Below are 12,484 nucleotides of genomic sequence, written 5' to 3'. Positions count from 1 at the left end.
GACTTCCGGGCGGCTCGCTGAGTACAACGAAGCCTTTGATTATGGCTGAAAACCATACCGAATTTTCCATAGGGTTTACCAATAAGGAACCGTTATGAACAATAACCTGGCGCGTCAGTTGACCGACCGTTTCTACCGCTATCTGGCGGTCACCAGCCAAAGCGACGCCGCCGCGACCACGCTGCCGAGCACGCCGGGCCAGATGGCGATGGCCCGGTTGCTGGCGGAAGAATTGCGCGCGCTGGGGCTGAGCCAGGTGGTGTGCGACGAGCACGCCACCGTCACCGCCGTGAAGCCGGGCAACACGCCGTCCGCGCCGCGCATCGGCTTCATCACCCATATCGACACCGTGGATGTCGGCCTGTCGCCGGAAATTCATCCGCAAACCTTGCGTTTTAGCGGCGAAGATCTGTGTCTCAATCCAGCGCAGGACATCTGGCTGCGGGTCGGCGAGCATCCGGAAATCCTGCCCTATCGCGATCAGGAGATTATTTTCAGCGACGGCACCAGCGTGCTGGGGGCAGACAACAAAGCCGCCGTCACCGTGGTGATGACGCTACTGGAAAATTTGCGCGACGACCAGCCGCACGGCGATATCGTGGTAGCGTTCGTGCCGGATGAAGAGATTGGGCTACGTGGCGCCAAGGCGCTGGATCTGGCGCGTTTCGACGTCGATTTCGCCTACACCATCGACTGCTGTGAACTGGGCGAAGTGGTATACGAGAATTTTAACGCCGCCGCCGCGGAAATCCGTTTTACCGGCGTCACCGCGCACCCGATGTCGGCCAAAGGCGTGCTGGTCAACCCGATCCTGATGGCGCACGATTTCATCAGCCAGTTTGACCGCCGGCACACCCCGGAGCACACCGAAGGCCGCGAAGGTTACGTCTGGTTCAACGACATTCACGCCAACGCCAATGAGGCGGTGCTGAAAGCCTCGATCCGCGATTTCGATCTGGCCGGCTTTGCACAGCGTAAACAGCAGATACGCGACGTCGCGGCGCAGATCGCCGCCCGGTACCCCACCGGTCAGGTCAGCTGCGCCATCGCCGATATCTACAGCAACATCAGCAACGCGCTGGGAGACGACCGGCGGGCGCTGGATCTGCTGTTCGCCGCCATGGACACCCTGTCGATAGCGCCGAACGTGATTCCGATGCGCGGCGGCACCGACGGCGCGGCGCTGTCGGCCAAAGGCATTCTGACGCCGAACTTTTTTACCGGCGCGCACAACTTCCATTCACGCTTTGAGTTTCTGCCGCTGCCGTCGTTCGTCAAATCCTATCAGGTGGCGTTGACGCTGTGCCTGCTGGCGGCGCAGCAGCCTTCAGCCTGAGCATTGCTGACGCAGCGCCGAAGGCGTGATGCCGTACTCGGCGCGAAAGCGCTGGCTGAAATGGCTGGCGGAGCTGAACCCGCAGGCCAGCGCGATATCGGTGATGGAACGGCGGCTGTGGCGTAGCCACTGTTCCGCCTGCGCCAGCCGCCGCTTCATCACATACTGATGCGGCGCCATGCCCTCGCTCTGGCGGAACATGCGGGAAAAATGAAACTCGCTAAGATCGGCTTCCGCCGCCAGCTCGGCCAGCGTAAGCGGCTCCCCCAACCGGGCGTCAATCCGCGCCTTTACCCGCCGCAACACCGCCGGGGCCAGCCCGCCGCGGCTGTTCGGCGCCTGCCACTGCAACTGGCTGTACTGACGCAGCATATGCAGCATCACCAACGTGGTCGCGGAACTCAGCGTCATCTGGCTGGCCGGGTCGCCCCAGTTGCCGGCGAGCAGGAAATGGCGGTACAGCGCCTCCAGCGCCGGGTCGGCGATAAAAATACGCTCATCCAGACGAATCGACGCCGGGCTGCGATCCCAGGTTTGCTCCGCCAGCTGGCGCAGGTGCTGATCGGTACAGTAAAAGTGGGCGAACCGCAGGCTGCCGCGAATATCCCAGGTGGACTGGCTCTCTTTCGGCATCAGACAAAAACGCCCCGGCGCGCCGCCGTTGAACCACCCGTCCGGACGCTTGTGGTAGCTTTCGTAGCCATCCTGCACGTACATGCTGAAAATGTGGTGATGGGCGTTTTCCAGCGTGACCCGATCGTGACTGTTTTGCCAGACCGCCAGTTGCACCTCGTTGGCAAGCGTGACCGTCTCCTGCAACCGGGTTTTATAATGCTGTAATACCTCGAACGCCTCGTACTGGCTCATCTGTCACCCTGCAAAAAATATCGCCTCAGGCCACAGAGTAAAACAAGCGTCCACCATAAGGAATCGGTCTTTCCGGGCCAATCAGCGCCGCGCGTTTTTTTCGTCCGTAAGGGCGCAGCGGCTAAGTGGCCGTTAAGCAGTGGTTAAACCGTCTTCGTCGTCATGAGGCACGGGTTTCCGGTGTACCGCGACGCAGGACGCCACGCTGCAAACCACCAGCGTAAAAGCGGCGGCCTCCAGATACGTGGGCAAGCGTTGCTCCCACAAAAAGCCGTAAATCAGCGCGAACAGGGTTTCAAACAAAATCATCTGCCCGACCAGCGTGAGCGGCAACAGGCGACTCATCTGGTTCCAAAACAGGTTGCCGACGATGGAAGCCAGCACCGCCAACCCGATAGATACGCCGGCGAACTGCGCCCAGGCGACGTCGCTGTGGCTGTTGGTGTTAAGCATGATGGCGAAAGGAATCAGCACCAGCGACTGCGCGCCGGTAACGATACCCATCATGAGATTCCAGTCATGGGCCGAGACAGAAGACACGCGGGCCAGCCAGCGGCTGTTGCCTACGGCAAAGCTGCTCCAGGATATCAGTGCGCCCAGCGCGCACAGCAGGCCGACCGCCTGAGCCCCCACGGCGGCGGACGCCGGCGCGCCCAGCGCCTGCCAGCCGATGCACAGGGCGCCGGCCGCGCACATCAGCAACGACGGCAACAGCCTGCGCAGCGGCACCGCGCCCCGATCGCGGCTGCCGATCAAGGTCACCACCACCGGCATAAAACCAATCACCAACGACGTGACGGCGATGCCCGCCATCTGTACCGCGCTGGACAGCAGAATGTAATACAGGGTGTTGCCCGCCAGCGAGAGCCAGCCCAGCGCGAACCACTCACGGCGCGTCAGTCGCCGCATCAGCGACGGCCCGCGCAGCGCCAGCAACACCAACGCAATCAGGCCGTAGGCAATATAGCGGCCGATGGCGATCTGCAGCGGGCTAAACGCACGCACCAGCTCCGGCGCCAGGAAAACCAACCCCCAGAGCGCGCCGGCCCCCATGCCGCACGCCACACCCGCTACTGTTCTTTTACCATCCACCATACCGCTCTCCACTCGTTGCTGACGGGAGAGTATCGCGCAACCTATGCCGCACGTCTTGATTAAGACTCGCGTTCTTTAGGCCCAGACTCCTGCGACAGCTGTCGAAACGCCGCTGGCGTCAGCCCCGTCGCCTTGCGCATGGCCCGGGTCAGGGCGCTTTGATCGGCATAGCGGCCTCGGTAGGCAATCTCGGCGATGGGCAGATTCGTCGTCGCCAGCCAGTGCTGCACCCGACCCAGCCGTACCCGCGCCAGCCAGGCGTGCGGCGTGGTATCGCGTTCGCGGCGGAACACGGCATGTAGCCGGCTGACGCTCATCCCCGCCTGCTGCGCCATGAACTCGGTGGTCCAGTCCAGAAAAGGGTCACTGTCGATAGCCGATATCAGCCCCGCCAGCCGTGAACGCGGCTGCGGCCCCTCGCCGGTCAGCGCATCCAGCAACAGCGGCGCCCACAGTTGAATCCGCGAGTCGGGCACCCGGCCTTTGACCAGCATCGTGCCCATGTAATCAATCAGATTGTTGGCTTCCGGCGCAAGACTCAGGAACCGGCACGATGCCAGATAGTCCGCGACAAGGGGATCCAGATGGTCCGGCTCAACGTCCACAATCAGAAACTGGTTTGCCCCGCGGCTTTGCTGCGCATGAGGAAAATGCCTGTCGACATAGGCGGCCAGACGGCGATCCAACTGGGCGCTCTGCCCAGAGATATCAATACTGAGCGACCCGGACAGCGGTAAAACCAACTGCGAATGATCGTGACGATGAGGCGCCTCCAGCGCGCCGTAGCCGCGAATGGACAGCATGAAGGCATTAGGTATAACCATCTCTCACCACCACGATCGCTGAGGTATGAATGTTAGCGCAATGAACCAATCCGAAGCCGTGTCTGCGGCAAACACGGTTTATTACAAACACCGCCTACTGCAAATACCGTCTATTGCAAACACGGTCTACGACAAACAGTGTGGTTTACCGCTTAGTGAATGGTCAATCATTTCCCGCGCCCTCTTCATCTCAGCCGAAGGCTTCCTGTTTGAGCCTTGCCACCTGCGCAACGTCATCGCCCAGCAGTTGATCCAACTGACCGTCACGAATCCATTGCACGACCTGAGCTTCGATATCAACGCCGTAGTCCTTGCGCTTCTGATGCTCCTGTCCCGGCAGGTAGAGGAAGGCGGCGAAACCCTCGTCATGCAGCTGGCGCGCCTCTCCGCTGGCAAAATGGTAGATCTCAATATTCATCGCATCGAGATTGGCCTGCCGGGCCAGCGCGGCAGGGTCGATCAAACGAGAATGCATCAGGCCGACGGTCGGCACTTCCGGTATCGCCGCTTTCACCGCCTTCAGTTGCACGTAGTCAAACGAGGAAAACTGCAATAGCTCGGCACAGTCCAGTTCATCAATCAGCGCGCGGAGCTTCGGGAAAAGCACCTCATTGCGATCGTATAACTTAAGCTCAAGCTGATAGATGATGCCAAGCTCGCGGGCAAGCTGTAGCGCATCCCTGAGCCGCGGAACGCGCTCTCCGGCGAATTCATGGCTGAACCATTGCCCGGCATCGAGTTGGGCGAGTTCGGCATAGGTCATGTTTTGCACCAGGCCACGGCCGTTGGTGGTGCGGTCAACCGTGCTGTCGTGAATCAGCACCAGTTCGCCATCGCGGGTGATGCCGAGGTCGGTTTCACAGGTCACGCCGCGGCCGCCGTATTCAAACGCCTTTTTAAACGCGGCGAGGGTGTTTTCCGGCGCCCCGACGCTGTGGCCGCGGTGGCCGCCGAGGCGCAGAGTCTCTGGCGTCATTCTTAACGGATTCATGTTCACTGTCTCCTGTTCACTTTCGTTTAGCACGGTTTCGCGCGAAGAGCGCCGCGCGATGAAATCAGCGCGTTTCGATCATTTCAGCGTCGGGTCGAAGATGTCGCGTAGCTGGTCGCCGATAAGACTAATGGTTAGCGACAGGACGAAGATGACCACGCCCGGAACGATAGCGATCCACCACTCGGTCATGATGTAGTCGCGGCCGGCGCCCACCAGGGAACCCAGACTGACCAGTGGCGGCTGCACGCCGAGGCCAAGGAAACTCAGCGATGATTCCAGAATGAGGATTTCAGGCATCACCACCGTGAAGGTGACCAGTACCACCGCCAGAATATTGGGGAGCACGTGAACCATCGCGATGCGAAAACTCCCCGCGCCGTTGCGATGCAACGCGGCGATATAGGGTTTTCCCAGTTCAAGGCCGGCCATGGTCCGCGTCAGGCGCGCAAACCGTTCCCAGCCAAATAACCCCAGCAGGCAGATGAACAGCGTGAGGCTGTTGCCGAGAAACGCCAAAACCGTAAGCGCGATGATAATAAACGGCATGGACGCCTGAAAATCGACCGCCACCCGGATGATGGCGTCGGCAAAGCCACGACGGAAACTCGCGATAAGCCCCAGCGCCGTGCCGATGAACATGCTGATGATCGACGCGCCGAGCGATATCAGGATGCTCATACGCAGCGCGTAAAAGATGCGGCTTAGGATGTCGCGCCCCATCTCATCGGTACCGAGCCAGTGCGTAGCGCCGGCCCCGACGTGGAGCGGCGGCATCTTGCGGGCCCTCAGGTCGATCTGAGCAAAGCCGTATGGCGCCAGCACGTCGGCGAATACCGCAAGACCGACCGCCAGCACAATAATCGATACACATACCGCCAGCAGCGGATTGATGCGTGGAAGTCTGGTGAAGACGCCGGAGGGCAGCTTGGGTGACTCAGGGGTGATATCGGCCATGACCACCTCCTTTAAGCGCGTTTCGGGTAGCGCAGACGGGGGTCAGCCACCGCGTGCAGGAAGTCGACCAGCAGGTTGGCGCTGACCATCGCAACCGTGATGAGAATGACAATCGCCTGAACCACCGCAACATCGCGGGAAGCAACCGAACTGATCAACAGCAGGCCAACGCCGGGCCAGGCGTATACCGCCTCGACCACCGCAGAACCGCCAATCATGCCGCCGAGCAAAAATCCGAGCAGCGTCAGCAAGGGAAGCGCCGCGTTCGGCATCACATGCCTGAAGATAATCCCCCACTCCGATACCCGCTTCGCTCGGGCGGCGAGGACATAGCGCTGCCCGATCACCTCCAGCGCGCTTGAACGAACGAATCGCGCGATGACGCCGGCATTGTAAAGCCCAATCACCAGCGTGGGCATCACCATGTGGGCGAGCGTTGCCCCGCCGCCAGACGGCAGCAGCCGCAGCTTTACGGCAAACAGCTGGATCAGAAGAATGCCGGTCAGAAAGGTTGGCACAGAGTGCGTCAGCACGGCGAGACTCATCACCGCGCGGTCGACAAATCCGCCACGATAGCGGGCCGCGACGATACCCAGCGGGACGCCTGCCGCCAGCGCCAGTACCAGCGCGGCCGCCATCAACCGCAGCGTCGCCGGAACCTTCTCGATGATGAGGGCAAGCGCATCCTGACCACTTCGCAGCGAGGTGCCGAAATCGCCGGTCAGCATCCGGCCGAGATAGGTGAAATACTGTTCGGCCACCGGGCGATCCAGCCCCCATTGCTGGCGCAGCATGTCGACCACCTGCGGCGGGGTCTCGACGCCAAGGAGCGACGTCATCGGGTCGCCGCTGATGCGCAGCATCACGAAGGTGAAGGTCACCACCAGGAAAACCGTCAATATCGCGCGAAAAAATGAGCCGGTCATGATGTTCAGCATGCTCTCGCCTCCGCCAGCATTAAGCGGCTGCACGCCGTATCCGCAGAGCTTGCCCGACGCTTGCCTTTCGGCACGGCAGCAAGCAACTTCGCGGTATAGGGGTCGGACGGCGCGGCGAAGACGGTTGACGTCGGCCCGCTCTCCACCACGCGACCGGCCTGCATCACGACGACCCGATGCGACACATGGCGCACCACGCGCACATCGTGGCTGATGAACAGGATAGAAAGACCGCGCTTCTCCTGAAGATCGAGCAGGAGATTGAGCACCTGAGCCTGAACCGACACATCCAGCGCCGAGACGGGTTCATCGCAAAGCAGGATGTTGGGTTCGGTCACCAGCGCCCGGGCGATGGCGGCGCGCTGCCGCTGCCCTCCCGACATCTGATGCGGATAACGATCCAACATGGCGCCCGGCAGCGCCACGGCGCCGAGCGCTTCTCTGGCCCGATCGCGCCGCTCGCTCTTGCCGCCGATAGCATGAATCAGCAGCACTTCCTCAATCTGCCGGCCGATGGTATGCCGCGGGTCGAACGCCCCAAGCGTATCTTGTGCGACGACCTGAAGAACGCGGGCCAGACGCCGGCGATTCGGCCTGAGATAGCCGGCGAAGGGTGCGCCGAAGAGTGCCAGCGTGCCGCTATCCGGCTGGCGGTCGCCGCACAGCAATGCGGCCAGGGTTGATTTCCCGCATCCAGACTCGCCGACCAGACCGAGCGTTTCGCCCTGACCAAGCGCGAGCGAAACACCACGGACGGCATGATGACCGACCCGACTACCCGGCAGAAGAGAAAATCCGGCGTGGTAAGTGAAATCCAGATCGTGGGCCTCAAGGACTGTCGTCCTGGCTGACGCGCTCAAACTCATGGTATACGCTCCACTGAGGTTAATGATGCAGCCGCGTCAAGCCGCCAGTCGTGGGGCATTTCCACCAGCCGGGTGAGCGGTTCGCCGTGCCCCGGCATCGCGTTGAGTAACAGCCGGGTGTAGGGATGGCTCGGACGTGCATAGATGTTTTCAGTCGTGCCGACTTCCATGATCTCACCGCCGTACATCACGACGATGCGATCGCAGACCTCCGCGATCAGGTCAAGGTCGTGGCTGATGAAAATCATGGCTATGCCGCGTTGGCGTACCAGCGACACCAGCAGCGACACCACCTGAGCCTGCACCGTGACGTCGAGCGCGGTCGTCGGTTCGTCGGCGATGACCAGTTGCGGTTCCAGCGCCAGCGCCGTGGCGATCATGACGCGCTGGCACATGCCGCCGGAAAACTGCGAAGGATAGTCATGGTAGCGCGTCTCCGGCTCGTCGATGGCGACGTCTTTCAGGAGTTGCAGCGCAATCTTGCGGGCCTGTTCCGCAGAATGCCCGGCACTTCGCGCCGCCTCGGCGATTTGCTCGCCAACGCTGCGTACCGGATTGAGGCAGGATACCGGTTCCTGGAAGATCATGCCGATCGGCGGAAGTCGTTTCGACGCCAGCGCTTTCGGCAGATCGGCGGCGGCGAACGTCTGGCCGCCAATAGCGACCGCGCCGGAAGCCTGGGCCGTAGCCGGCAGCAGGCCGGCTACGGCGAGGCATGAAAGCGATTTTCCGGAACCGCTTTCCCCCACAATGCCCAGTATTTCGCCCTTCCTGACGTCAAAGGATACCGACCTGACCGGCGTCGTCCTGTGCTTTCCCGCGGGAAAGGAAATGCTCAAGTCGTGAATGGAGAGAACGGATTCGCGCATTATAACAACCTCACCCGGCGGCATTGACGAAGGACAGGTTTTGCGGACCCAGATCCATCGCGAAGGCGTGCTGCGGTTTCCACTTCACCTTGTTGGAGACGCCGAAGAAGACGGCGTTCTGGTGAAGGACAGTGATGCCTGGGTCCTTCCATTCAATGATGTCCAGCATGTCGGAGAAGATTTTGGCGCGATCCGCCGGAGCTACCGCCTGTTCAAGCTTCGCGCCGAGCGCATCGAATTCGTCATTGATCCAGATCTTCTGCGTGCCCATCGATGCGGTTCTGGCGAACGCCATCGAGTAGATGGAGACGTAAGGGTCGGCAATAACCGCGGTGCTGGACCAGTTGCCGGTCGCCCGACCGTTGGCGTTATCGAAGAGCTTGCCGGCTTCAACAAACTCCAGTTTGGCGTTGATGCCGACCGCCTGCCACATGGCGACGACCGCTTCGCTGACCGTGTTTTCAGCCGTGTAGTAGTTGTTCTGCGAGCGGATTGCGATCGGTTCGCCTTTGTAGCCGGCCGCTTTCAGCAGTTGCCGGGCTTTTTCCGGATTGTATTCGTATTTCGGCCGGTCCTTCATGTAGATGGGGCCGAACTCCTTGAACTGCTCGCCGTTCGGGACGACGGTCAGGCCGTTCCAGATGGTGTCGACGATCGCCTGACGGTCGATGGCAAGAATCAACGCCTGACGAACGCGCGGATCCTTGAGCGCCGGGTTGTACTTGTCGAAGAAGAGGATGCGGTTGTTCGGCACCGGGCCTCCGACGACCGTCGCGTTGCCGGACTTGTTCACCACGTCGAGCTGATCCGGCGGCAAATCGGTCGCAATGTCATAATCCCCCGCCAGAAGGCCGGCGATACGGGATGACACTTCCGGCACCACCTTGAAGGTGACGCGCTTCGCATTAGGCTTTCCACCGAAATACCTGTCGTGAGCGACCAGCGTGACATGATCGTTGGCAACAGATTCGAGAACCTTGTAGGGCCCGGCGCCGACCGGCTTTTGTTTCCACTTCGCCCAGTCGCCGCCCATCTTAATCCAGGCGTCTTTGCTGATAACCACCGCGGCATAACTGGCCAGCCGCTGTAACAAAATCGGGTCCTTGAACTTAGTGACGAAACGGACGGTTTCCGGATCCACCACATCGACATGAGCAAGGCTGCTGAAGCTGGTCAGATAGGTGGGATAACCGGGCGCCTTCGGGTCGGTCAACCGTTCCGGTCCGAACGAAAAGGCGACGTCCTCCGCGGTCATCTCACGGCCGTCGTGGAAAATGACCCCTTTGCGCAGCTTTACTTCGAGGGTTTTATCGTCAATCCATCGCCACGAGGTCGCCAGGTTCGGCTGCACCGAGAAGTGGCCATCAAGGTCAAGTTTCAGCAGCGTCTCGTGAATCGAGGGATTGTTGCGGAAAGCGACGTTGGACGCCGCGTCGACCGGCTCCTGTGTCTCCGGGTTTTTCTGAACCGCGATCCGTAGCTCAGGACGATTGTCTTCCTGAGCGGCCGCGATGCCGCCTGAAAGGGAGATGGCGATCAACGCCGCCATACCGATAAAGGTTCTTATCTTCATCCAAACCACTCCTTAAGTAAGCGGGGCCGTCGACCAGAGGGTCGGGGTTCAGTGCGCGATGACAAACTTCTTGCGCAGTTTTTCAGGTACTGTTTCGATGATGCTGCGGGCGCCGGCATCGGTAACAATGACGCCCACGTCTTCTATCCGGGTGATGACCGAGAGGCTTGATTTCGTGAACTTCGAGTGGTCAGCCACCACAATGACGCGGTTCGACACGTCGATCATGGCCCGTGCGACACTCGCATTCACCGGCGATGAAGTGCAGATCAAACCACGGTCGACGTCGATCGACGCGGCATTCAGGATCAGTTTGTCGACATTAAACTGCCGTATGAAATACTCCGCCAAAGGGCCTCTGAATGAGCGGTTCGTTGCGGTAAATTCGCCCCCGACCGAGTAAATGCTTTGCCCCTCGCCTCGCGAAAATTCAGCAACGATATCAAGGCCATTCGAAATCAGCGTCAGGCTCTGACGACCGACAAGCTGTTTAGCCACTTCCAGCGCGGTCGTACCGGCATCCAGAAGCACGGTGTCGCCATCGGCGATCATGGCGCCGACGACGACGGCGATGGCCGCCTTCTGCGCCTGATTCCAGACGGCACGGGCCTCGTTTGTCGCGTCCAGAGCGACCTGATTGATATTGACCGCGCCACCATGCGTCCTGCGCAGCATTCCGGCGCCTTCAAGGTCGCAAAGATCCCGACGGACGGTGGCGACCGACACCTCGAATCGCTTCGTTAACGTGCGCAGATCAACAAAATTCTCTTCGCGCAGAAATTCAACGATTTTCGCCTGACGCTCTTCCGCCTGAGTCAGCATAAGGGTGTTCCTTGTCATTATCGTGACCGTTATCGATCAACAACCTGAGCGAACCCTATCCTTTTCAGATGACACTTGTATGAAGAAATTGCGTCCATTACCGCCATCAAAGCGTTGCCAGATAAGGAGACTGCGCGGTACACCCGGTACCATCTTAATGAACGAAATCGCTCACTTACCAACGGCGACGACGGCTCGCGCCGGGCTCTGGCATTCAGCCGACCGCTGATCGACAGCCATAGCGTTACTCTCATAAACGGTGGGAAAACCTGTTGCGGTGGGTTGCGGCGTAGATCGGCCACTGTCGGTGTTGGAATCAGTTTGAAATAAAAAAACCGCAGGATTCTGCTACTCGCCGCAATCTGCTGACAGCCATGATTCCACCCATGCCGGATACTGAATGTATCTGTTGTTTGGGGAGTCTGATGATGAATAGCCTGCTTTATTGCACCGTGGTGCTGATCTGGGGCACGACCTGGATTGCCATCAGCCTACAGCACGGCAGCGTGCCGCCAGAAGTGTCGATTTTCTGGCGTTTCGCCATCGCTTCGGCGCTGTTAATGACGTTTTTGATCCTGACGCGCCGTCTGCGCCCAATAAGCGGCCGGGCGCATTTGCTGTGTCTGGTGCAGGGAGTGACGGTCTTCGGCCTTAATTTCTTTTGCTTTTATCATGCCGCCGCCTGGATCCCCAGTGGGCTGGAATCGGTGATTTTTTCGATGGCGGTACTGTTCAACGCCTTCAACAGTCGGCTATTTTTCGGCACCCGCCTCAGTCGCAACGTGATGCTGGCCGCGCCGCTGGGGCTGGCTGGCATCATCCTGCTGTTCTGGCACGACCTGCTGCGGCTTAGCAGCAGCCCACAGTTATTGTGGGGCGTCGGCCTGAGCCTGCTCGGCACCTACGGCTTTTCGCTCGGCAACATGATCAGCGCCCAGCATCAACGCATGGGGCGGGACATCATGACCACCAACTGCTGGGGCATGCTGTACAGCGCGCTGGTGATGGGCGTGATCTCACTGCTGCTGGGCTATCGCTTCACGCCGGAATTCTCGCCGCAGTATCTCGGTTCGCTGCTCTACCTGTCGCTGTTCGGCTCGGTTGTCGGTTTTGGTGCCTACTTCACGCTGGTCGGGCGTATCGGCGCCAGCCAGGCGGCTTATGCCACCCTGCTGTTTCCGTTAGTCGCGCTCTCCATTTCCACCCTGTACGAAGGGTACGTATGGCGAACCAACGCCGTGCTGGGGTTGTTGCTGATTCTGGCGGGCAATGCGGTGATGTTTTATCGCCCCCGGCCGCAACCGGTGGCGAAAAGCGCATGATAACGCTCTCCCACCCCGCGTTCC

Annotated in this window: 12 protein-coding genes; 2 read left to right on the top strand and 10 right to left on the bottom strand. The window is 60.4% G+C overall.

Features of this window, described 5'->3' with window-relative positions:
• Positions 1-94 precede the first annotated feature (94 nt).
• The gene (gene pepT, locus DDA898_RS09035) at positions 95-1,336 is read left to right on the top strand and encodes a peptidase T (RefSeq protein WP_038910997.1); all 1,242 of its coding nucleotides are present in this window, start codon (positions 95-97) and stop codon (positions 1,334-1,336) included.
• On the opposite strand, the gene DDA898_RS09030 is transcribed toward pepT, so the two are convergent.
• The 10 genes from DDA898_RS09030 to DDA898_RS08985 all read right to left on the bottom strand — a co-directional run bounded on the left by DDA898_RS09030 (position 1,328) and on the right by DDA898_RS08985 (position 11,138).
• Entirely contained in the window at positions 1,328-2,203 is an 876-nt protein-coding gene (locus DDA898_RS09030; RefSeq protein WP_038910996.1) for a helix-turn-helix domain-containing protein, read from the bottom strand. The two genes, pepT and DDA898_RS09030, sit on opposite strands and share 9 nt — an antisense overlap.
• A 132-nt stretch (positions 2,204-2,335) precedes the next feature.
• Entirely contained in the window at positions 2,336-3,298 is a 963-nt protein-coding gene (locus tag DDA898_RS09025; RefSeq protein ID WP_038910995.1) for a DMT family transporter, read from the bottom strand.
• 59 nt (positions 3,299-3,357) lie between these two features.
• Positions 3,358-4,122 carry a helix-turn-helix transcriptional regulator gene (locus DDA898_RS09020; RefSeq protein ID WP_038910994.1) on the bottom strand — a complete coding sequence of 255 codons (765 nt, stop codon included), beginning with the start codon at positions 4,120-4,122 and terminating at the stop codon, positions 3,358-3,360.
• A 190-nt stretch (positions 4,123-4,312) separates the two neighbouring features.
• On the bottom strand, positions 4,313-5,113 hold the full coding sequence (locus DDA898_RS09015; RefSeq protein ID WP_038910993.1) for a glycerophosphodiester phosphodiesterase: 801 nt from the start codon (positions 5,111-5,113) through the stop codon (positions 4,313-4,315).
• Positions 5,114-5,191: 78 nt separating this feature from the next.
• Complete coding sequence (locus DDA898_RS09010; RefSeq protein WP_038910992.1) at positions 5,192-6,070, bottom strand: ABC transporter permease; 879 nt, start codon at positions 6,068-6,070, stop codon at positions 5,192-5,194.
• Between the two features lie 11 nt (positions 6,071-6,081).
• Entirely contained in the window at positions 6,082-7,008 is a 927-nt protein-coding gene (locus tag DDA898_RS09005; protein ID WP_038910991.1) for an ABC transporter permease, read from the bottom strand.
• The gene (locus DDA898_RS09000; RefSeq protein WP_038910990.1) at positions 7,002-7,874 is read right to left on the bottom strand and encodes an ABC transporter ATP-binding protein; all 873 of its coding nucleotides are present in this window, start codon (positions 7,872-7,874) and stop codon (positions 7,002-7,004) included. The genes DDA898_RS09005 and DDA898_RS09000 overlap by 7 nt, the downstream gene beginning before the upstream one ends.
• On the bottom strand, positions 7,871-8,743 hold the full coding sequence (locus DDA898_RS08995) for an ABC transporter ATP-binding protein (RefSeq protein WP_038910988.1): 873 nt from the start codon (positions 8,741-8,743) through the stop codon (positions 7,871-7,873). The genes DDA898_RS09000 and DDA898_RS08995 overlap by 4 nt, the downstream gene beginning before the upstream one ends.
• Before the next feature lie 10 nt (positions 8,744-8,753).
• On the bottom strand, positions 8,754-10,316 hold the full coding sequence (locus tag DDA898_RS08990) for an ABC transporter substrate-binding protein (RefSeq protein ID WP_038910987.1): 1,563 nt from the start codon (positions 10,314-10,316) through the stop codon (positions 8,754-8,756).
• Positions 10,317-10,364: 48 nt separating this feature from the next.
• On the bottom strand, positions 10,365-11,138 hold the full coding sequence (locus DDA898_RS08985; RefSeq protein WP_038910986.1) for a DeoR/GlpR family DNA-binding transcription regulator: 774 nt from the start codon (positions 11,136-11,138) through the stop codon (positions 10,365-10,367).
• A 428-nt stretch (positions 11,139-11,566) separates the two neighbouring features.
• Here DDA898_RS08985 and DDA898_RS08980 point away from each other — a divergent pair, with 428 nt between their 5' ends.
• Positions 11,567-12,460: a DMT family transporter gene (locus DDA898_RS08980; protein ID WP_038912511.1), complete on the top strand. Its 894-nt coding sequence runs from the start codon at positions 11,567-11,569 to the stop codon at positions 12,458-12,460.
• Positions 12,461-12,484 lie beyond the last annotated feature (24 nt).

The organism is Dickeya dadantii NCPPB 898 (genome assembly GCF_000406145.1).
Taxonomy (GTDB): Bacteria; Pseudomonadota; Gammaproteobacteria; order Enterobacterales; family Enterobacteriaceae; genus Dickeya; species Dickeya dadantii.
The sequence above is the reverse complement of the archived record's forward strand: the minus strand, read 5'-3'. Positions and strand labels throughout refer to the sequence as shown.

Excerpts from the sequence above, each read along its gene's own strand:
- pepT (WP_038910997.1), top strand. The coding sequence starts at position 95 with ATGAACAATAACCTGGCGCGTCAGTTGACCGACCGTTTCTACCGCTAT.
- DDA898_RS09030 (WP_038910996.1), bottom strand. The coding sequence starts at position 2,203 with ATGAGCCAGTACGAGGCGTTCGAGGTATTACAGCATTATAAAACCCGG.
- DDA898_RS09025 (WP_038910995.1), bottom strand. The coding sequence starts at position 3,298 with ATGGTGGATGGTAAAAGAACAGTAGCGGGTGTGGCGTGCGGCATGGGG.
- DDA898_RS09020 (WP_038910994.1), bottom strand. The coding sequence starts at position 4,122 with ATGGTTATACCTAATGCCTTCATGCTGTCCATTCGCGGCTACGGCGCG.
- DDA898_RS09015 (WP_038910993.1), bottom strand. The coding sequence starts at position 5,113 with ATGAATCCGTTAAGAATGACGCCAGAGACTCTGCGCCTCGGCGGCCAC.
- DDA898_RS09010 (WP_038910992.1), bottom strand. The coding sequence starts at position 6,070 with ATGGCCGATATCACCCCTGAGTCACCCAAGCTGCCCTCCGGCGTCTTC.
- DDA898_RS09005 (WP_038910991.1), bottom strand. The coding sequence starts at position 7,008 with ATGCTGAACATCATGACCGGCTCATTTTTTCGCGCGATATTGACGGTT.
- DDA898_RS09000 (WP_038910990.1), bottom strand. The coding sequence starts at position 7,874 with ATGAGTTTGAGCGCGTCAGCCAGGACGACAGTCCTTGAGGCCCACGAT.
- DDA898_RS08995 (WP_038910988.1), bottom strand. The coding sequence starts at position 8,743 with ATGCGCGAATCCGTTCTCTCCATTCACGACTTGAGCATTTCCTTTCCC.
- DDA898_RS08990 (WP_038910987.1), bottom strand. The coding sequence starts at position 10,316 with ATGAAGATAAGAACCTTTATCGGTATGGCGGCGTTGATCGCCATCTCC.
- DDA898_RS08985 (WP_038910986.1), bottom strand. The coding sequence starts at position 11,138 with ATGCTGACTCAGGCGGAAGAGCGTCAGGCGAAAATCGTTGAATTTCTG.
- DDA898_RS08980 (WP_038912511.1), top strand. The coding sequence starts at position 11,567 with ATGAATAGCCTGCTTTATTGCACCGTGGTGCTGATCTGGGGCACGACC.